Raw genomic sequence first — 19,436 nt, 5'->3', positions numbered from 1 at the left:
CCGGAGTGTGGACGGGCGGGGGCGCCACCGGCTCCCCCGCCCGTCACCGAGTGCTTAGTAGCACTCCTTGGCACCCGTCGCCAGCGACATCTTCAGGCCGCTGAGCTTGAAGGTTCCGGCGGTGGTCGCCCACGCCGTCTGCTTCACGCCGACCAGCGTGGCCTTGTCGGCCTGCTGGGCGAACCCGTACGGGTTGGCCTGCTCGGCCCCGCCCTTCATGCCCGGACCCTTGGAGGCGTCCTTGGCGGCCACACCGATGTCGATGTTCTCGAACGTGGCGTCGGCGTTCAGGTCGGCGACGTCGATGTAGATGTTGTCGGCCTGGACCTTGTCGGCGCCCGCGCCGCCGGCCCGCAGGATCAGGCTGACGCTGCCGAAGATCGGCACGTCGGGCGTGACCACGGACTGGCACAGGTTGGTGATCTCGGCGTGCTTGAACGCCGAGACGGCCACCGGGTGCGCCGTCTTCTTGCCGTCCAGCGTGTAGCCGCTGTCGATGGCGCCGTACTGCGAGAAGCCGGTGCCGACGAGCTGGTCGGCGGACACCTTGAACGACTGGCCGGACACGCTGAACGAGGCGGCCAGAGCACCCTGCGCGAGGGCGACACCTATACACGCCGTGGCGGCCACGCTGGGCACCATGACCACAGCGAACCGCTTCCATCTGGTCCCGCCACGCACCTGGGACTCCATATTTCCTCCTTCTCGGACGTACATCTCCTGCCCCGGGCTCGCCCCCGAATGAGCGGCTCAGCCGGGCAGGGATGGGAGAAGTGCTACGTCCTCGGGAAGGAGAGCGCCCGCGCTCGGCGGCGCGAACCGCGCCCGAATCACCGGCGATCACCCCCGAGCGACAACCACTGGTCGCGCCTGACACGCATCACGCACAACCCTGCTGGACAGGCTTCGCCGGCCGGCGAAGACCCCCCTGCCCTAGACCCGGCGCCACTGCCGCCGGCTCTGCTCGGTGGGGACCCAGAGTCTCCCGGTGACCCGGCCGGCTGCCGGGGTACGGGAATGGACCGAGCGTCGCCGATCGTGGTGCATTCTCGGCCCTGACACAAGGGGGTTCGTTACTGGCTAGTAACGGCGGGATAACCGGAGGACGACCGACCGGTCTCGGACCGCGACGCTGGGTGCCACCGAAGGGCAGAGCAAAGCCGTTGATCCCTGGACGAAACCAGACAGACCAACGGCCTCGATTTACTCGGAGTAACAGCGACCGCCATTACCAAGATTTGGTAAAGCGCGGTCGCCGTGACGCGTGTCGGCGAACCTTTCACCCCGGCATCACACGCCGGGGCGTTTAGGGACTGGTCAGAACAGGGCGCGTGCCAGGGCCCTGCGTGCGCCCACCACGCGCGGGTCCTCCTGACCCACGACCTCGAACAGCTCCAGCAGCCGGAGGCGTACCGCCTCGCGGTCGTCACCCGCCGTGCGCTGCACGGTCTCGATGAGCCGTCCGAAGGCGTCCTCGACGTGCCCGCCCACCAGGTCCAGGTCGGCGGCGGCGATCTGCGCCTGCGGGTCCTTCGGCTTACCCGCGGCCTCCTGACGCACCCTCTGCGGGTCCATGCCCTGCACCCGCTGGAGCAACTCGGCCTGCGCCAGGCCCAGTTTGGCCTCCGGGTGGGCCGGGTCGTCGGCCAGCACGTTCTTGTACGCCTGGACGGCCCCGCCCAGGTCGCCGGCGTCCAGCGCCTGCGCGGCGGCGTTCAGCGCGGCGTCGTACGGCCCTTCGGCCACCGCGGTCCGCGGGGCGTCACCCGGCTCCGCGTCCGGGTCGACGGTCAGGCCGGTCAGACCGAAACGCTGTTCCGCGACGGCCACCAGCTGGTCGAGGGTCTCCCGGATCTGCTGCTCGGCGGCCACCCCCTGGAAGAGCGGCAGCGCCTGGCCCGCCACGACGGCGAACACGGCCGGGATGCCCTGGATCCCGAACTGCTGCATCAGCATCTGGTTGGCGTCGACGTCGATCTTGGCGAGGAGGAAGCGCCCGTTGTACTCGACGGCCAGCCGCTCCAGGACCGGGCTCAGCTGCTTGCAGGGCTGACACCACTCGGCCCAGAAGTCGATGACGACCGGGACTTCGGCGGAGCGCTGCAGGACGTCCCGCTCGAAGCCCGCCTCATCGACGTCGATGACGAGATCGGCCGGGGAGACGGCACTCGTACCGCCCTGCCGGGCCGCTTCGGCGCGCGCCTGCTCCGCCTTGGCCTTGGCCTCCTGGGCCGCCTTAACCGCGGCGAGGTCGACGACACCGCTCATGGACATGTTCCGTGGCTGCATGCGTCTATCCTCCCCCGATCCCGCGCCTGATGGAAAAAAGCGATGTGCGGCGCCGGGTCCCCACCCCACGCCTGGCGGTCGTCGCCCGTGTACGTCCCTCACGAGCTTTCGCTACGACCCGTAGCGTAATGCCTCGGGGGCAGCGCGCGACACCACTCCCCGGTGATCTCCCTCACGACCGCACAGATCCCGCCGGTTATGGTCGGGGGCATGCAGAGCCGCACTCCCGCCAGCCGTACGGGGCGCCCGCGCAGCGCCGCCGCGGACACCGCGATCCTGGCCGCCACCCGGGAGGCTCTGGTCGAACTCGGCTGGTCGAAACTCACCCTGGGGGACGTCGCCACGCGGGCCGGGGTTGCGAAGACGACGCTCTACCGCCGCTGGGCCGGCAAGAACGAGCTGGTCGTGGACGCGGTGGCGGAGCTCTTCGACGAGCTGCAACTCCCCGACCGCGGCAGCCTCGCCGCCGACATCGAGGGCGTCGTCCTGCAGTTCGCGGCCATCCTGGCCCGCCCGGAGGCCAAGAGCGGCCTGATGGCGGTGGTCGCCGAGGCCACCCGCGACGACGCCCTGCGCGAACGCATCCGCGCCTCCATCGTGGACCGCCAGATGCGGCTGGTCCTGGCGGGCCGCGCACGGGCCCAGCGCCGCGGCGAACTCCCCCCGGAACCGGACCCCGGCGAGTCCGCCCGCACCGTCGACCTGATCTTCGACGTGGTCGCGGGCGCGGTGGTCCACCGCACCCTGGTCAGCGGCAAACCGGCGGACGAGGACTGGGTCCGCGGCTTCACCCGCCTGCTGCTGCCGGGCCTCACGTCCCAGCCGGCCGAGCAGACGGCCACGGCCCCCTCCCGGCCCGCCGGGCACGGGACGACGGCCGACGGCGTCTAGAAGCCCGCCGGCTCCGTGTACACCCCCCACTCGTCCCGCAGCACCCCGCAGATCTCGCCCAGCGTCGCCTCGGCCCGCACGGCCTCCAGCATCGGCTCGATCATGTTGGCCCCGGACCGGGCCGCGGCGAGCATCGCGTCCAGCGCCCCCCGCACGGCCGCCTCGTCCCGCGCCGCCTTCCGCTCGGCGAGCACCCGCACCTGCTCCCGCTCCACCTCGTGGCTGACCCGCAGGATCTCCAGGTCCCCGGTGACGGACCCGGTGTGGACGTTGACGCCGACGACCTTCTTGTCCCCCTTCTCCAGCGCCTGCTGGTACCGGAAGGCGGACTCCGCGATCTCCCCGGTGAACCACCCGTCCTCGATGCCGCGCAGGATGCCGGACGTGATGGGCCCGATCGGGTGTCGCCCGTCCGGGTGAGCCCGCAGCCCCCGCTCCTTGATCTGTTCGAAGATCTTCTCCGCGTCCGCCTCGATGCGGTCCGTCAGCTGCTCGACGTACCAGGACCCGCCCAGCGGATCGGCGACGTTGGCGACCCCGGTCTCCTCCATCAGCACCTGCTGCGTGCGCAGCGCGATCTCGGCGGCCTGCTCGGAGGGCAGGGCGAGGGTCTCGTCGAGCGCGTTGGTGTGCAGCGAGTTGGTCCCGCCGAGCACGGCCGCCAGCGCCTCCACCGCCGTACGCACCACGTTGTTGTATGGCTGCTGCGCGGTCAGCGAGACACCCGCGGTCTGCGTGTGGAACCGCAGCCACTGCGCCTTCTCGGACTTCGCGCCGTACACGTCCCGCATCCAGCGCGCCCAGATCCGGCGGGCCGCCCGGAACTTGGCGATCTCCTCGAAGAAGTCGACGTGCGCGTCGAAGAAGAAGGACAGGCCGGGCGCGAAGATGTCGACGTCGAGACCGCGGCTGAGGCCCAGCTCGACGTACCCGAACCCATCCGCCAGCGTGTACGCCAGCTCCTGCGCCGCCGTGGCCCCGGCCTCCCGGATGTGGTACCCGGAGACGGAGAGCGGCTTGTACGCCGGGATCCCCGCCGCGCAGTGCTCCATCAGGTCGCCGATCAGCCGCAGGTGGGGCTCGGGCTGGAACAGCCACTCCTTCTGGGCGATGTACTCCTTGAAGATGTCGGTCTGGAGGGTGCCGTTGAGCACCGCCGGATCGACGCCCTGCCGCTCGGCGGCGACCAGGTACATGCAGAAGACGGGTACGGCGGGCCCGCTGATGGTCATCGAGGTCGTCACATCCCCCAGCGGGATGTCCTTGAACAGCATCTCCATGTCGGCGGCCGAGTCGATGGCGACCCCGCAGTGCCCGACCTCGCCGAGGGAGCGGGGATCGTCGGAGTCCCGCCCCATGAGCGTCGGCATGTCGAAGGCGACGGACAGGCCCCCGCCGCCGGCGGCGAGGATCATCTTGTACCGCTCGTTGGTCTGCTCGGCGTTGCCGAACCCGGCGAACTGCCGGATCGTCCACGTGCGGCCGCGGTAGCCGGTCGGATGGAGCCCGCGCGTGAAGGGGTACTCCCCGGGCCAGCCGATCCGCTCGAATCCCTCGTACGTGTCACCCGGCCGGGGCCCGTACACCGGCTCCACGGGGTCGCCGGAGAGCGTGGTGAAATCCGCGTCGCGCTTGCGCGCGGCGTCGTACCGGGCCTGCCAGCGTCGGCGGCCCTCCTCGATGGCGTGAGCGTCCATACCCCCGAATTTACTTGGACGTCCTAGTAAATGTCGATGGCAGACCGCCGCACGGCGTCCGTACGGCGGTACCCGCTACGCCTTGGCGACGGCCGGGGCCCCGTCGGCGACCCGGGACTCCAGCTCGCGGCTGATCTTGCGCTCGACGAAGAACGCGGCGGTCGGGATCGTCCCCGCCAGCAGCACCCAGAGCTGGCGGCCGACCGGCATCTTGGCCTTGGAGCCCAGGTCGAACGCGAAGATCAGGTAGACGACGTACAGCCAGCCGTGGGCGATGGCGACGACCCGGGTGAAGTCGGCGGCACCGTCGACGTCCAGCCCGTACTTCGCGATCATGCTCAGGCAGAGCAGCACCAGCAGCACGCCGGTGGTGTAGGCCATGACGCGGTAGCGGGTCAGCACGCTTTTTTTCATGGAGCGAGCGTAACCACCCGTTCCGGGAGATCTTGCCCCGGGTCACCGCTCCTCGAAGTCGTGTGCCGCGATCCGCAGCGGGCGCAGCAGCGCGAAGATCTCCTGGCACTCCTCGGCGTCGTACGCCCCGAGCCCGAAGTCCATGGCCATCAGGTCGCGGGTGGCCGCGTCGACCACCTCGCGCCCCTTGTCGGTGATGACGGCCAGCGTGCCGCGCCCGTCGTTGGGGTTGGGCCGCTTGGCGACCAGCCCGGACCTCACCAGCCGGTCCACCGTGTTCGTCACGGACGTGGGGTGCACCATCAGCCGCTCACCGATCTTGGACATCGGCAGCTCGCCGGCCTTGGAGAAGGTGAGCAGCACCAGCGCCTCGTACCGGGCGAACGTCAGCCCGTACGGCTTGACCACCGCGTCCACCTCGGCGAGCAGGATCTGCTGGGCCCGCATGATCGAGGTGATCGCGGCCATGGACGGCACCTTGCCCCACCGCTGCTTCCAGAGTTCGTCGGCGCGGGCGATGGGGTCGAACGGGAGGCTGAGAGGCTTCGGCACGTCATCAGACCCTACCGGCCGGTCATATGCCGGTCAGCTCCGTCTCGCCTTTCGGTCTCCGGCCGCTCACGAGCGTGTGCCGAGGCCCCCCGGTGGGGCGGCGGACCCGCGCGTACGGCAGGCCGCCACGCGCCCGCACCCGCCCGCGGAGCGCCGGCCGTCCGGCCCGTCAGCCGCGTCCCCGGCGCCGCAGATGGTGCCGGACGGCCCGCTGGGCGACCGGGCCCAGGGACTCCACCGCGGCCACGAGCGCCCCCAGCTGCTCCAGGGCGTCCAGCGCCGCGTGCGCCCCGGCCTCGTCCACTCCCTCGTACAGCTCGACGCCGACGAACGACGCGGCCACCGCCCGCGCCAGGCCCGCCGGGTCGGCGAACTCGCCGAACGGGGTCGTCGCCAGCACGCGCCGGAGCACCTGCTCGATCTCGGTGATCCACAGCCGCAGCCCGTCGGCCGTCGCCGGACCCAGTGCCGCGTGCGTCGGGGCGCCGGCGAGCAGCTGGCCGAGGAGGGCCACATGGCCGCCGGCCCGCTCGTGCTCATGGATCTCGCGGCCGACGGCGAGGAGTTCGGAGAGCGAGTCCACCGCGGCTAGGCGCTCGCGGTACCGGGCGACGGCCTTCTCCGCGCCGTACCGGCAGGCCGCGGCGAGCAGCTCGTCCACCGATCCGAAGTGGTAGAAGACCAGTGCCTGGTTGACCCCGGCCGCCGCGGCCACCGTGCGGGCCGACGTCTTGGCGATGCCCTGCTCGGTGAGCGTGCGCAGCGCGCCCTCCAGCAGCTTCGCCTTGGTCTCCTGCGCCTTCGCGGTCTCCGGGCTCACGCGCGCGCCTCCTCCCGCACCGGCCGCAGCCCGGGCCGTACGCCACGGGCGCGGACGTCGGTGTACGACGCCGTGAAGGAGCCCTCGTAGCCGAAGAGGGGACCGAACCAGCGGTTCACCACGCGGACGCGGACCCGGAAGCGGCCGGCCGTCTCGTCGTACGACTCCCGTACCTCGGCCGTGGCGCCGACGAGTTCGGGGACGCGAACGTCCACGGGGCCCTCCCGGAACCGGTGGGCGCCGGAACGGATGAGCAGGGAGCCGTCGGGCTCGGCGTGGAAGTGCAGGTCGGTCGCGAGGTGCTGGTGGGTGCCGAGGTAGTCGAGGACGCGGTCGCCCCGCGGGCCGAGCACCATCTGGGCGTCGAAGCGGCGGGCGCGGCCGGGCAGGTGGAAGGTGCGCACGAAACTCACCGTCTCACGCCCGAAGGTGTCCCGGTACGGCACGTTCTCGATCACGAAGGGGACGTTCCGGCCGGCCCTCGGGACCAGGATGTTCCGGGCGGCGCCCAGGGCGAGGAACGGTTTCACGAAGGCCGGTCCGTGCCAGATCCGGTCCATCACGCCCCGGCCGGTGCAGGCCTCGCCGCCGGTGAGGCCCACCGAGAAGCGGCGCCGCAGGGCGGGGTGGAGGCGCTGGAACTCCGGCCCCATGGCGGTCTGGAAGATCGAGGTCATCCGTGCTTCTCCAGGGTGCGCAGGACGCGGGGCGCGCGGGTCCGGGTGGCGGGGGCGCGCAGGCAGCGGCGGGCGGCCGGGGTGCCGGCGAGCGGCGCCTTGAACAGGGCCAGGAAGACGCCGAGCAGGAGCAGGAGCGGGCAGAGGAAGGCCAGCGCGTCCGCGAGGGGGCCGGCCGGGCCGGGGAGCGAGCCCCGACCCAGTCCGGTCAGGCACAGGGCGAGGAGGAGCGCCCGGACGGTCAGTTCCGCCAGCCAGCGGTACAGCGCCCGCTCGGGGGTGATGCCCCGCTCCAGCCAGAGGCGGAGCCGGTCGAAGGACCAGGCGGTGGCCCAGCCCATCAGCGGACGGAACACCAGGCGGTCGGCGAGGGCGCCGGGGGCTCCCCAGCGCGGGCGGTAGTCGTAGCCGGTGAGGAAGCGGACGCCGTGGGCGTCGGGGACGTAGCGCCAGTAGCCGCTGCCCTCGGCGATCAGGGAGAGCGGGTGCGGGGAGGAGAAGCGCAGGGCCGAGGTGCGGGTGCCGTCGGGGCGCTCCCTCTCGCCGGCGGCCACGCCGGTGCCGGAGACGGTGAGGAACGGCAGCACGCGCGTGGCGTACCGGAAGCGCTGCGGTTCGCCCTCCGCGCGCGGGAGGTACTCGATCTCGGTGAAGCGCAGGTCCCAGCGCCGGTGGCGGGCGGGGTCCTGGGTGCGGGCCCACACCTCGTCGAGGTCGGCGCGGATGTGCGTCTCTCTGTAGAGACCCATGTGTTCCCCCACGTGAGCACGGAGTTTGAGCGACCGCTCAAATCGTCTGGCGCCGAACGTACACTCTTTTGAGCGATCGCTCAAAGATGCGGTACGACAAAACCCCGGCCCTGGGGACCGGGGTTCCGACGACGGGTGCGGCTACCGGGCGAGGTGCCGTTCGACGGTCTCCACCTTGGACGTGAGCCCGTCGGTCACCCCGGGGCGGATGTCGGCCTTGAGGACGAGCGAGACGCGCGGGGCACGCGCCTCGACGGCGGCGACGGCCCGCCTCACGACGTCCATGACCTCGTCCCATTCGCCCTCGACCGAGGTGAACATGGCGTCGGTGCGGTTGGGCAGGCCCGACTCGCGGACCACGCGCACGGCGTCGGCGACGTACTCCCCCACGTCCTCACCGACGCCGAGGGGCGTCACGGAGAAGGCGACGATCATGCGTTCACGACCCCTTCCTGGCGGGCACGGGCGGCGATGACGGCGTCCTCGGCCTCGCGGCGCAGCTTGCGCTCGGCGAAGAAGCCGCCGGTCGGCAGCACCGAGAGGACGAAGTACAGGGCCGCCGTCCGCAGCGGCCACTTGGCGCGGTTCCAGGCGTCCGCCCAGAAGATCACGTAGAGGACGAAGAGGACGCCGTGGACCGCGCCCATCACGGGGACCGCGTTGAAGTCCGTGGTCCGCTTCAGCACCGAGCAGAGCAGCAGGATCAGGAAGGACACGGCCTCGGGGGCCGAGACCAGCCGGAGACGGCGGAGGGCGGTGGCTGTCTTGATGTCCACGGGTCACCTTCGGTGGGAGAGTCATTTGTGAACGCACGCACAAGCGTTCCCCCATTGTGGCAAACCGCGCCCGTAGGGGTCCGCTCAGGGTGGGTCTCCACCCATGGGCCCTGTTCCGTCCACCCGCCCGGCCGCTACTTTCACAGCGTGGCGATGTTCCGGCTCCAGGGGAGCAAGGTCCTCGCCGTCGACATGACCGGGGACGCCGTGAAGGCGAAGAACGGCTCGATGGTCGCGTACGACGGGCGGATGGCCTTCAAGAAGCTGAGCGGTGGCGGCGAGGGGCTGCGCGGGATGGTGACCCGGCGGCTCACCGGTGAGCAGATGACGGTGATGGAGGTGAAGGGACACGGGACCTGCTGGTTCGCGGACCGTGCGTCGGAGATCAACCTGGTGAGCCTCCAGGGCGACAAGCTCTACGTCGAGGCGGACAACCTGCTGGCCACGGACGCGGGGCTCAGAACGGGCACGACGTTCACGGGGCTGCGCGGGGCCTCGCAGGGCAACGGCCTGTTCACGACGACCGTGGAGGGCCACGGCCAGGCGGCGATCGTCTCGGACGGGCCGGCGGTCGTGCTCCGGGTCAGCCCGCGGTACCCGCTGATCGTCGACCCGGGCGCCTACGTGGCCCACCAGGGCGACGTCCGGCAGACCTTCCAGTCCGGTGTGACGTTCCGCACGCTCCTCGGGGAGGGCGGCGGCGAGGCCTTCCAGATCCGCTTCGAGGGCGACGGGCTGGTGTACGTGCAGCCGAGCGAGCGGAACACGATCGCGGGGGACCTGTGAGATGACCTTCCGAGAGATCAACTCCAAGATGGTCGAGGCGACGGTGGCACCGGGGCAGCGGCTGTTCAGTCAGCGCGGCGCGATGCTCGCCTACAAGGGGGACGTGTCCTTCACGCCCAACGTCCAGGGCGGACAGGGCGGCCTGATGTCCATGATCGGGCGCCGGGTGGCCGGCGAGGCGACCCCGCTGATGACCGTGGAGGGCAGCGGCACGGTGTTCTTCGGGCACGGCGGCCACCACGTCCACGTGATCACCCTCGCCGGCGACACGCTCTACGTCGAGGCCGACCGGCTGCTCGCCTTCGAGGGCACGCTGCGGCAGGGGACGATGTTCATGGGCTCCCAGGGCGGGGTCATGGGCATGGTGCGCGGGCAGGTCACAGGCCAGGGCCTGTTCACGACGACCCTCCAGGGCCAGGGCTCGGTGGCCGTGATGGCGCACGGCGGGGTCTTCGAGATCCCGGTCACCCCGCAGCGCCCGGTCCACGTCGACCCGCAGGCCTACGTCGCCCACCACGGCGACGTCCGCAACAAGCTGTCCGCCGCGCTCGGCTGGCGCGAGATGGTGGGCCGGGGCTCCGGCGAGGCGTTCCAGCTGGAGCTGAGCGGCAGCGGCACGGTGTACGTCCAGGCGTCGGAGGAGAAGCTGTGAGCACCTACGCGAGCCCGGGCGCCGGGCCGGTCGTGCACGACCCCATGACGCTGCCCGCCGACGACAACGTGAACAAGTACACCTTCTGCGTGGAGCTCAAGGGCGGGCAGTGGTTCCTCCAGAAGGGGAAGATGATCGCCTATTACGGGACGATCGAGTTCAACGGCATCGGGCACGGGCGACTCGACCGACTTGTCCGTACGTCCTTCCATTCGCCACTGCACGCGAGCGACTGGGTCGTGGCCGGGGGCTCCGGCAAGATGCTGCTGGCCGACCGGGCCTTCGACGTCAACTCCTACGACCTGGACGACGGGAACTTGACCATTCGCGCGGGCAACCTGCTTGCTTTTCAGCCAAGTCTCGCGCTCAAGCAGTCGATCGTGCCGGGTTTCCTCACCCTTGTCGGAACCGGAAAGTTCGTGGCCGCATCTAACGGGCCGGTGGTGTTCATGGAACCTCCGATCCGGGTCGACCCGCAGGCGCTCGTCGGGTGGGCCGACTGCCCGTCCCCGTGCCATCACTACGACCACGGATACATGACGGGTGTGCTGGGCGGCCTACGTGCGATGACGGGCCTCGGCGGGGTATCCGGGGAGGAGCACCAGTTCGAGTTCGTGGGCGCCGGGACGGTGCTGCTGCAGTCGACGGAGACCCTGATGGCCGAGGGGGCGACGGGAGCCGTTCCTCCCGGACCGGGGGTGCCGGACGGTGGCGGAACGGGGCCGGTCGGACACGGTCCGCAATCGTCCGGCGTACCGCGCCTTCCCGGACAGCTGGGGGACCTCCAGCGTCGCTTCGGGCTGTGAGCGGTAGTCTGCGGAGTGTGACGTCGAACGCGTGCGCACTGTCACACCACCCGAAGTAGTTCGCCATTCAACTTCTTAGGTAGACTTCATTCATGGAGACCGAGACGGCCACGCGCTGGCTGACCGATGCGGAGCAGTGCGCCTGGCGCACCCACCTGGAGGTCAACAGGCTGTTGACGTACCAGCTCGAGAAGGACCTCCAGCCGTTCGGCCTGACGATGAACGACTACGAGATCCTGGTGAACCTGTCCGAGTCGGAGGACGTGCGGATGCGGATGAGCGACCTCGCCTCCGCGACGATGCAGTCCAAGAGCCGGCTCTCGCACCAGATCACGCGCATGGAGAACGCGAACCTGGTGCGCCGGGAGAACTGTGACACGGACCGGCGAGGGCTGTACGCCGTGCTCACGGATCACGGCCTGGAGACGATGAAGAAGGTCGCGCCGCACCACGTCGCGTCGGTGCGGCGCCATTTCATCGACCTGCTGTCACCGGACACGCTCATGGAACTCGACAAGGCGCTGAAGCCCATCGCCGAGCATCTGCGGGGGCAGCGGGGGCGCCTGTGACCCAGGCCGGCCGGCCGGAATCGCGGTAGCCGGGCGGGGGGCGCGCTCACCGGCGCAGGCCGGACGCCGCGCCCACCCGCACCGCTCCCGCGACACGACTGGCCGCGGCCGCGGCGGCCAGCAGCGTGCATCCGCCCGCCAGGGTGAAGCACACGGGCAGCGGCAGACGGCCGATCACCAGCCCGGCCGCCAACGCCCCGCCCGAGCTTCCCGCGTTCACCGCCATGTTCACCCACGCCCCGGCCTGCGTACGGGCGCTCCGCGGGGCCGACTCGTCGGCCAGCAGATAGGCCGTCGTCAGGACCGGGGCGATGAACGCTCCCGCGCAGGCCATGGCCGCCGTGAGGGTCCACAGGCCGGGGGCCAGGCCCGCCGCCGCCAGCACCAGACCGAGGCCCGCCGCGAACCGGCACAGGCGGGTCCGGGCGCTCGTGCGCCATCGCACCACCCCGTTGGCCAGGCCGCCCAGCGCGCTGCCCGCCGAGAGCGCGCCCAGGACCCAGGGGACCAGGGCGGGGTCGTAGGAACGTTCCGTGGCGAAGGCCAGCACCAGCAGCTCCACGGCGCTGAGGGCCAGTCCCGCACCCAGCGCCACCACGACCGAGGGCAGCACGCCCCGGACCAGAACGGCCCGTGCCCGGCCGGGCTGCGCGCCGGTGACCCCTTCCCCCGCGAGCGGTGCCCCGGCGGCCTCCTCCTTCCGGGGCGACGGACGCTGGGCGGCCATCGCCGGGGAGGTGACGAAGGCGCACGTGCCCCCCACGTTCAGGGCCGCGCTGAGGAGGATTCCCGCGGCCGGCGGGGCGAAGCCCCCGAGCAGGGCGATCAGGGCCGGTCCTGAGACGTAGAGCAGTTCCTCCGCGACGCCGTCCAGACCGTAGGCGCGCTGCAACAGGTCCCGGTCCGTCACCAGTTCGGACCACAGGGCGCGCATCGTCGGGCCCAGCGGGGGCGCGCAGCCGCCCGCGAGGGCGGCGGTGAGGCCGATCGCGACGGCCGACGCGCCGGGACGCCAGGTCAGGACGGCCAGGACGCCCAGCAGGGCGCCGTACAGCGCGGACATGGGCGGCAGGGCCCGGCGCGGGCCGTGGCGGTCGATCAGCAAGGCCCGCAGCGGCATCAGGAAGACCGTCGTGGCGCCGAAGAGGGAGAGAACGGTGCCGGAGACCGCGTAGGACCCGGTAGCACGGGTGACGGACAGCAGCACCGCCAGCGAGACCGTGCCGTAGGACAGGCGGGCGGCCAGGGCCGCGGTGAAGGTGCGGCGCGCGTGCGGGACGCGCAGGACGGCGGCGTACGAGGGCCGCGAAAGGGGCGTGGACACGCGGGGTTCCTCTGGGAGAGGCGCAAGAAAAGGGGGCACCGAAGGGCGCGAAGGCCGTCCGTCCGGCCCCGCGATCCCGGGTGCGCCTTACGCCAAGGAGAGGAACATGCGGGTCAAGGTAGCAGCGCGATCATCTCTCCGGCGACCCCCGGCACTCGTCACGCCCGCGACCGGCTCGCCCGCCGCACGGCACGGGACCCGTGCGCCACTGGGCCCCGCGTCTCGCCGGCACCCCTGCGAACAGCTCGTCCGCCGCACGGCGGGCGCCTCCCGTGCGGGGGCGGGCTGGGCGCCGTGAGCATGCCTCTGGCGCCGGGGACGGGCTGGGCGCGGCCGGTGGACCGGCGACGCCACCCCCAGCCGACCGCCCGCCCCGCCCAGCGAGCCCACCCGCACGGAAGCGAGGGGTCCAGCCCCCGGCGCCCACCCCTCGTGAGCCCAGCTCGCCGCCCGGCCCGGTCCCGGCGCCCACCGCTCCTTGAGCCCAGCCCGCCGCCCGGTCGCCCCGCTGCTCACCGCGCCCCTGCTGTGGCTGGGCGCGGCGGCGCACCGGCGACGGTCGCGCGGGTCGCGTGCGGTGAGCGGCGGGGTCATCCGCCCGGCGAACCCCCGCACCGGCGGGCTCGGCGGTAACCGTTCGCCCGCTGCTCGCCGCTCCCGAGGTGCGCTCAGCTTTCCGTCAGGCCCGCGACGAGTTCGTCCGCCGCGCGGTACGGGTCCAGTTCGCCGGTGACGATGCGTTCGGCGAGGGCGCTGAGGCGGCGGTCGCCGTGCAGGTCGCCGATGCGCTCGCGCAGGGCCGTCACCGCGATGGTCTCGACCTCGCGGGCCGCGCGGGCCTTACGGCGCTCCGTGAGGATCCCGCGCTCCTCCATCCAGGCCCGGTGCTTCTCCAGGGCCTCCACGACCTCGTCGACGCCCTCCGCGCGCGCCGCGACCGTCTTCACGATCGGCGGGCGCCAGTCGCCGGGGCCCCGGGCCTCGCCCAGGCCCAGCATGTGGTTCAGTTCGCGGGCGGTGGCGTCGGCGCCGTCCCGGTCGGCCTTGTTGACGACGTACACGTCGCCGATCTCCAGGATTCCCGCCTTCGCCGCCTGGATGCCGTCGCCCATGCCGGGGGCCAGGAGGACGACGCTGGTGTCCGCCTGCGAGGCGATCTCCACCTCCGACTGGCCCACACCGACCGTCTCGACCAGGATCACGTCGCAGCCCGCCGCGTCCAGCACCCGGATGGCCTGCGGGGCCGCCCAGGCCAGGCCGCCGAGGTGGCCGCGGGTCGCCATGGAGCGGATGTACACGCCGGGGTCGGAGGCGTGCTCCGACATCCGGACCCGGTCACCGAGCAGGGCGCCGCCGGAGAACGGCGACGAGGGGTCGACGGCCAGGACGCCGACCCGCCTGCCCTGCTTGCGGTACGCGGTGACGAGCGCGGAGGTGGAGGTGGACTTGCCGACGCCCGGCGAGCCCGTCAGGCCGACCACGTACGCGTTGCCCGTCAGCGGGGCCAGCGCCGCCATGACCTCCCTCAGCTGCGGGGACGCCCCCTCCACGAGGGAGATCAGCCGGGCCACGGCCCGCGGCCGGCCTTCCCTGGCCTGGGCCACCAGAGAGGAGACGTCCTGCATCACAGCTCCGTTCAGTTCACCACGTACCGGACACCGGCGTACCGGAAACAGACCTTCGGGTCTCAGGCCGTTCGGGTATCAGGCCTTCGGTACCCGCACGATCAGCGCGTCACCCTGGCCACCGCCGCCGCACAGCGCCGCCGCGCCGACGCCGCCGCCGCGCCGCTTGAGCTCCAGGGCCAAGTGGAGCACGAGCCGGGCGCCGGACATGCCGATCGGGTGACCCAGGGCGATCGCGCCGCCGTTGACGTTCACCTTTTCCGTGGAAACGCCGAGGTCCTTCATTGACTGCACGGCGACGGCGGCGAACGCCTCGTTGATCTCGATGAGGTCCAGGTCGGACACCTCCAGGCCCTCCTTCTTCAGGGCGTGCAGGATGGCGTTCGACGGCTGGGACTGCAGCGAGTTGTCCGGGCCGGCCACGTTGCCGTGCGCGCCGATCTCGGCGAGCCAGGTCAGGCCCAGTTCCTCCGCCTTCGCCTTGCTCATCACGACCACGGCCGCCGCACCGTCCGAGATCTGCGAGGAGGAGCCGGCGGTGATCGTGCCGTCCTTGGCGAAGGCCGGGCGCAGCTTGGCCAGGGACTCGGCGGTGGTGTCGCCGCGGATGCCCTCGTCCTTGCTGAACAGCACCGGCTCGCCCTTGCGCTGCGGGATCTCCACGGGGGTGATCTCGGCCTCGAACAGGCCGTTCTTCTGGGCGGCGGCGGCCCGCTGGTGGGACAGGGCGGCGATCTCGTCCTGCTCGGGGCGCTTGATGCCGAGGCGGGTGTTGTGCTTCTCCGTGGACTCGCCCATCGGGACGTTCTCCCACGGGTCGGTCAGGCCGTCGTAGGCCATCGCGTCGAGCATCTGGACCGCGCCGTACTTGTACCCTTCGCGGGACTTGGGCAGCAGGTGCGGGGCGTTGGTCATGGACTCCTGGCCGCCCGCAACGACGATGTCGAATTCACCCGCGCGGATCAGCTGGTCGGCGAGGGCGATGGCGTCGAGGCCGGAGAGGCACACCTTGTTGACGGTGAGCGCCGGGACGTTCATCGGGATGCCGGCCTTGACGGCGGCCTGGCGGGCCGGGATCTGGCCGGCGCCGGCCTGCAGGACCTGGCCCATGATCACGTACTGCACCTGGTCGCCGCCGATCCCCGCACGGTCGAGGGCGGCCTTGATCGCGAAGCCGCCCAGGTCGGCTCCGGAGAAGGACTTCAGCGAGCCCAGCAGCCGCCCCATGGGCGTCCGGGCGCCCGCGACGATCACCGAGCTGGTCGTTCCAGAAGATCCAGAAGACATGAGGTGCGATCCCCTTCCAGCTGCACACAGCCGAGGAGTGAACGAGGGTTTACTTCGAATGTACTGAGCGGTTGGACACGGCGTCATCGGCCCGTCGGTGTGATCGCGCGCACGTTGCGTAACCATCCCGGGAGCGCTGCACTGAATCCATGCTGACGCGAATCGACCACATCGGGATCGCCTGCCACGACCTCGACGCGACCGTCGAGTTCTACCGGGCCACGTACGGCTTCGAGGTGTTCCACACCGAGGTCAACGAGGAGCAGGGCGTGCGGGAGGCCATGCTCAGGATCAACGGCACCTCGGACGGCGGAGCCTCCTACCTCCAACTGCTGGAACCGGTCCGTGAGGACTCCACCGTCGCCAAGTGGCTCGCGAAGAACGGGGAGGGCGTCCACCACATCGCCTTCGGTACGGCGGACGTCGACGGGGACGCCGCGGACATCCGCGCCAAGGGCGTCCGGGTGCTGTACGACGAGCCACGACGCGGCTCCATGGGGTCGCGGATCACCTTCCTGCACCCCAAGGATTGCCACGGCGTTCTGACAGAACTCGTCACTTCGGCCCCTGTTGAGTCACCTGAGCACTGACCCCCGTACATAAGGGCCGGTAGGGTTGGGGGCGGTCGTCCCTGAAACGGGGACGGCCGCATGCCGGGGTCCGGGTTTCGGGGGACGAGCGTCGGGGCAGCAGCCCGTGCTCCGCCGTCTGTCTGACACCATTCCCCGGGGGCCCCGTTCGGCGGATGGACGGAGCTCGTTGCAGAAGCTGACCAGGGGACGGATGGGACCGCGCAGTGCGGGGCTACGAGAGCCAGGAGCGAGAGCCGGCGGCTGACGTCGACCACCTCTCTCGGTTCGAGGCCGAGATGAAGCGGCTGAGGACCGAGCGCGAGAAGGCGATCCAGCACGCCGAGGACCTCGGCTACCAGGTCGAGGTGCTGCGCGCCAAGCTGCACGAGGCGCGGCGCACCCTGATGACCCGGCCCGCCTACGACGCGGGTGACATCGGGTACCAGGCCGAACAGTTGCTCCGCAACGCCCAGATGCAGGCCGAGCAGCTGCGCCAGGACGCCGAGCGGGAGCTGAGCCAGGCCCGCGCGCAGACCCAGCGCATCCTCCAGGAGCACGCCGAGCAGGCCGCGCGCCTCCAGGCCGAGCTGCACCAGGAGGCGGTGACCCGGCGCCAGCAGCTCGACCAGGAGCTGGCCGAGCGCAGGGCCACCGTCGAGTCGCACGTCAACGAGAACGTGGCCTGGGCCGAGCAGCTGCGCGCCCGTACCGAGCAGCAGGCCCGCCGGCTGCTCGACGAGTCCCGCGCGGAGGCCGAGCAGGCGATGGCCGCCGCCCGCGCTGAGGCCGAACGGCTGACCCGGGAGGCCCGGGAGCGGCTCCAGAGCGAGGCCGAGTCGGCGCGCGCGGAGGCCGAGCAGATCCTGCGCCGGGCCCGCGCGGACGCCGAGCGGCTGCTGAACGCGGCCTCCACGCAGGCGCAGGAGGCCACCGAGCACGCCGAGCAGCTGCGCACGGCCACGGCCACCGAGTCGGACGCGGCCCGCCGGCAGGCCGCCGAGCTGAGCCGGGCCGCCGAGGAGCGGATGACGGCGGCCGAGGAGGCGCTGCGCAAGGCGCAGGCCGAGGCCGAGAAGGTGGTCACGGAGGCGAAGGAGGCCGCCGCCAAGGCCCTCGCCACCGCGGAGGCCGCCAACGAGACGCGGACGCGCACCGCCAAGGAGCAGGTCGCCCGGCTGGTCGAGGAGGCCACCAAGGAGGCCGAGCACACCAAGTCCGAGGCCGAGCAGCTGGTCGCGGACGCCCGCGCCGAGGCCGAGAAGCTCGTCGCCGAGGCCGCCGAGAAGGCCCGCTCGATCACCGCCGAGGAGACGGCCACCCAGCTGTCCAAGGCGGCCAAGACCGCCGAGGACGTCCTCAACAAGGCGTCCGAGGACGCCCAGAAGACCACCAGGGCCGCCGCCGAGGAGGCCGAGCGGATCCGCTCGGAGGCCGAGGCCGAGGCGGACCGGCTGCGCGCCGAGGCGCACGACATCGCCGAGCAGCTCAAGGGCGCGGCGAAGGACGACACCAAGGAGTACCGCGCCAAGACGGTCGAGCTCCAGGAGGAGGCCCGCCGGCTGCGCGGCGAGGCCGAGCAGCTGCGCGCCGACGCGGTCGCCGAGGGCGAGTCGATCCGCGCCGAGGCCCGCCGGGAGGCGGTGGCGCAGATCGAGGCGGCGGCCAGGTCCGCCGAGGAGCTGCTGGCCAAGGCCAAGGCGGACGCCGACGAGCTGCGGCAGACCGCGACCGCCGACAGCGAGAAGGTCCGCACCGAGGCCATCGAGCGGGCCACCGGCCTGCGCCGGCAGGCCGAGGAGACCCTGGAGCGCACCCGCAAGGAGGCCGAGCGGCTGCGCGCCGAGGCCGCCGAGCAGGCCGAGACGGTCCGGTCGGACGCCGAGAAGGCCGCGCGGGAGCTGCGCGAGGAGACCGAGAAGGCCGTCGAGTCCCGGCGTGCCGAGGCCGCCGAGGAGCTGGGCCGCCTCCAGACCGAGGCGCAGGAGCGGCTGGCGTCGGCCGAGCAGGCGCTGACGGACGCCCGCGCCGAGGCGGCCCGGATCCGCCGGGAGGCCGCCGAGGAGACCGAGCGGCTGCGCGCGGAGGCCGCCGAGCGGATCCGTACGCTCCAGCAGCAGGCCGAGGCCGAGGCGGAGCGGCTGCGGGACGAGGCCGCGTCCGACGCGTCCGCCTCCCGCGCCGAGGGCGAGGCCATCGCCGTACGGCTGCGGTCGGAGGCCGCCGCCGAGGCCGAGCGGCTGAAGGCGGAGGCGCAGGACACCGCCGACCGGGTGCGCGCGGAGGCGCAGGCCGCCGCCGAGCGCCTCGGCACCGAGGCGTCCGAGACGCTGGCCGCCGCCCAGGAGGAGGCCGCCCGGCGCCGCCGCGAGGCCGAGGAGCTCCTCGGCGCCGCCCGCGAGGAGGCCGGCCAGGAGCGGCAGCGGGCCCGCGAGCAGAGCGAGGAGCTGCTGGCCTCCGCGCGCAAGCGCGTGGAGGAGGCGCAGGCCGAGGCCACCCGGCTGGTGGAGGAGGCCGACCGGCGCGCCACGGAGATGGTCGGCGCCGCCGAGCAGCACGCGCAGCAGGTGCGGGACTCCGTCGCCGGGCTGCACGAGCAGGCGCAGGAGGAGATCGCCGGGCTGCGTTCGGCCGCCGAGCACGCGGCGGACCGTACCCGCCGGGAGGCCGAGGAGGAGGCGGACCGGGTCCGCGCCGACGCCTACGCCGAGCGGGAGCGGGCGAGCGAGGACGCCTCCCGGATCCGGCGCGAGGCGAACGAGGAGTCGGAGGCCGCGAAGGCGCTGGCCGAGCGGACGACGGCGGAGGCCATCGCGGAGGCCGAGCGGCTGCGCGCGGACGCGGGCGAGTACGCCCAGCGGGTGCGCACCGAGGCGTCGGACGCGCTGGCCGAGGCCGACCAGGCGGCGGCCCGCACCCGGGCGGACGCCCGCGAGGACGCCAACCGCATCCG

General features: G+C 72.3%; 20 protein-coding genes. 7 read left to right on the top strand and 13 right to left on the bottom strand.

From position 1 onward, the window contains the following. Positions 1 to 54: 54 nt before the first annotated feature. Both ACZ5DC_RS28035 and ACZ5DC_RS28030 read right to left on the bottom strand, forming a co-directional pair. The gene (locus ACZ5DC_RS28035) at positions 55 to 693 is read right to left on the bottom strand and encodes a DUF6230 family protein (RefSeq protein ID WP_366751835.1); all 639 of its coding nucleotides are present in this window, start codon (positions 691 to 693) and stop codon (positions 55 to 57) included. A gap of 624 nt (positions 694 to 1,317) precedes the next feature. Beyond that, on the bottom strand, positions 1,318 to 2,289 hold the full coding sequence (locus ACZ5DC_RS28030) for a tetratricopeptide repeat protein (RefSeq protein ID WP_468657149.1): 972 nt from the start codon (positions 2,287 to 2,289) through the stop codon (positions 1,318 to 1,320). Between the two features lie 210 nt (positions 2,290 to 2,499). On the opposite strand from ACZ5DC_RS28030, the gene ACZ5DC_RS28025 reads away from it, so the two are divergent. Next, positions 2,500 to 3,180 (top strand): TetR/AcrR family transcriptional regulator, encoded by a 681-nt coding sequence (locus ACZ5DC_RS28025; RefSeq protein ID WP_468657147.1) that lies wholly within the window; start codon positions 2,500 to 2,502, stop codon positions 3,178 to 3,180. Here the strand turns inward: ACZ5DC_RS28025 and ACZ5DC_RS28020 are convergent. The 8 genes from ACZ5DC_RS28020 to ACZ5DC_RS27985 all read right to left on the bottom strand — a co-directional run bounded on the left by ACZ5DC_RS28020 (position 3,177) and on the right by ACZ5DC_RS27985 (position 8,865). Continuing rightward, complete coding sequence (locus ACZ5DC_RS28020; RefSeq protein ID WP_468657145.1) at positions 3,177 to 4,877, bottom strand: acyl-CoA mutase large subunit family protein; 1,701 nt, start codon at positions 4,875 to 4,877, stop codon at positions 3,177 to 3,179. The genes ACZ5DC_RS28025 and ACZ5DC_RS28020 overlap by 4 nt on opposite strands. Before the next feature lie 75 nt (positions 4,878 to 4,952). Further along, a complete protein-coding gene (locus ACZ5DC_RS28015) occupies positions 4,953 to 5,291 on the bottom strand; it encodes a DUF3817 domain-containing protein (protein ID WP_366751839.1) in 339 nt (112 codons plus the stop codon). A 42-nt stretch (positions 5,292 to 5,333) separates the two neighbouring features. Beyond that, complete coding sequence (locus ACZ5DC_RS28010; RefSeq protein WP_468657143.1) at positions 5,334 to 5,843, bottom strand: MarR family winged helix-turn-helix transcriptional regulator; 510 nt, start codon at positions 5,841 to 5,843, stop codon at positions 5,334 to 5,336. 169 nt (positions 5,844 to 6,012) lie between these two features. Beyond that, positions 6,013 to 6,663 (bottom strand): TetR/AcrR family transcriptional regulator, encoded by a 651-nt coding sequence (locus tag ACZ5DC_RS28005; RefSeq protein ID WP_366751841.1) that lies wholly within the window; start codon positions 6,661 to 6,663, stop codon positions 6,013 to 6,015. Next, complete coding sequence (locus tag ACZ5DC_RS28000) at positions 6,660 to 7,340, bottom strand: DUF4166 domain-containing protein (RefSeq protein WP_468657140.1); 681 nt, start codon at positions 7,338 to 7,340, stop codon at positions 6,660 to 6,662. The genes ACZ5DC_RS28005 and ACZ5DC_RS28000 overlap by 4 nt, the downstream gene beginning before the upstream one ends. After that, a complete protein-coding gene (locus tag ACZ5DC_RS27995) occupies positions 7,337 to 8,089 on the bottom strand; it encodes a hypothetical protein (protein ID WP_468657138.1) in 753 nt (250 codons plus the stop codon). The genes ACZ5DC_RS28000 and ACZ5DC_RS27995 overlap by 4 nt, the downstream gene beginning before the upstream one ends. Positions 8,090 to 8,230: 141 nt before the next feature. Continuing rightward, positions 8,231 to 8,524 (bottom strand): MTH1187 family thiamine-binding protein, encoded by a 294-nt coding sequence (locus ACZ5DC_RS27990; protein ID WP_133025253.1) that lies wholly within the window; start codon positions 8,522 to 8,524, stop codon positions 8,231 to 8,233. Further along, the gene (locus tag ACZ5DC_RS27985) at positions 8,521 to 8,865 is read right to left on the bottom strand and encodes a DUF3817 domain-containing protein (protein ID WP_366751845.1); all 345 of its coding nucleotides are present in this window, start codon (positions 8,863 to 8,865) and stop codon (positions 8,521 to 8,523) included. Before ACZ5DC_RS27985 ends, ACZ5DC_RS27990 begins: the two co-directional genes overlap by 4 nt. 153 nt (positions 8,866 to 9,018) lie before the next feature. Between ACZ5DC_RS27985 and ACZ5DC_RS27980 the strand changes: the two genes are divergently transcribed. The 4 genes from ACZ5DC_RS27980 to ACZ5DC_RS27965 all read left to right on the top strand — a co-directional run bounded on the left by ACZ5DC_RS27980 (position 9,019) and on the right by ACZ5DC_RS27965 (position 11,678). Further along, positions 9,019 to 9,651, top strand: coding sequence for an AIM24 family protein (locus ACZ5DC_RS27980; RefSeq protein ID WP_468657205.1), 633 nt, complete (start codon positions 9,019 to 9,021; stop codon positions 9,649 to 9,651). A gap of 1 nt (position 9,652) precedes the next feature. Then, positions 9,653 to 10,303 carry an AIM24 family protein gene (locus tag ACZ5DC_RS27975; RefSeq protein ID WP_468657136.1) on the top strand — a complete coding sequence of 217 codons (651 nt, stop codon included), beginning with the start codon at positions 9,653 to 9,655 and terminating at the stop codon, positions 10,301 to 10,303. Next, positions 10,300 to 11,109: an AIM24 family protein gene (locus ACZ5DC_RS27970; protein WP_468657134.1), complete on the top strand. Its 810-nt coding sequence runs from the start codon at positions 10,300 to 10,302 to the stop codon at positions 11,107 to 11,109. Before ACZ5DC_RS27975 ends, ACZ5DC_RS27970 begins: the two co-directional genes overlap by 4 nt. A gap of 92 nt (positions 11,110 to 11,201) precedes the next feature. Next, positions 11,202 to 11,678 carry a MarR family winged helix-turn-helix transcriptional regulator gene (locus ACZ5DC_RS27965; protein WP_468657132.1) on the top strand — a complete coding sequence of 159 codons (477 nt, stop codon included), beginning with the start codon at positions 11,202 to 11,204 and terminating at the stop codon, positions 11,676 to 11,678. A 46-nt stretch (positions 11,679 to 11,724) separates the two neighbouring features. On the opposite strand, the gene ACZ5DC_RS27960 is transcribed toward ACZ5DC_RS27965, so the two are convergent. The 3 genes from ACZ5DC_RS27960 to ACZ5DC_RS27950 all read right to left on the bottom strand — a co-directional run bounded on the left by ACZ5DC_RS27960 (position 11,725) and on the right by ACZ5DC_RS27950 (position 15,914). Beyond that, on the bottom strand, positions 11,725 to 13,002 hold the full coding sequence (locus ACZ5DC_RS27960) for an MFS transporter (RefSeq protein WP_468657130.1): 1,278 nt from the start codon (positions 13,000 to 13,002) through the stop codon (positions 11,725 to 11,727). A gap of 668 nt (positions 13,003 to 13,670) precedes the next feature. Beyond that, entirely contained in the window at positions 13,671 to 14,627 is a 957-nt protein-coding gene (gene meaB / locus ACZ5DC_RS27955; protein ID WP_366759177.1) for a methylmalonyl Co-A mutase-associated GTPase MeaB, read from the bottom strand. A 78-nt stretch (positions 14,628 to 14,705) separates the two neighbouring features. After that, the gene (locus ACZ5DC_RS27950; RefSeq protein ID WP_366751851.1) at positions 14,706 to 15,914 is read right to left on the bottom strand and encodes an acetyl-CoA C-acetyltransferase; all 1,209 of its coding nucleotides are present in this window, start codon (positions 15,912 to 15,914) and stop codon (positions 14,706 to 14,708) included. 149 nt (positions 15,915 to 16,063) lie between these two features. Here ACZ5DC_RS27950 and mce point away from each other — a divergent pair, with 149 nt between their 5' ends. Further along, positions 16,064 to 16,504, top strand: coding sequence for a methylmalonyl-CoA epimerase (gene mce, locus ACZ5DC_RS27945; RefSeq protein ID WP_366751852.1), 441 nt, complete (start codon positions 16,064 to 16,066; stop codon positions 16,502 to 16,504). A gap of 206 nt (positions 16,505 to 16,710) precedes the next feature. Further along, a partial coding sequence (scy, locus tag ACZ5DC_RS27940; RefSeq protein WP_468657127.1) for a polarized growth protein Scy occupies positions 16,711 to 19,436 on the top strand: 2,726 nt, incomplete at its 3' end.

The organism is Streptomyces sp. NPDC031445 (assembly GCF_055581365.1).
Note: the sequence above shows the minus strand (reverse complement) of the source record. Positions and strands in the feature narration are given on the sequence as shown.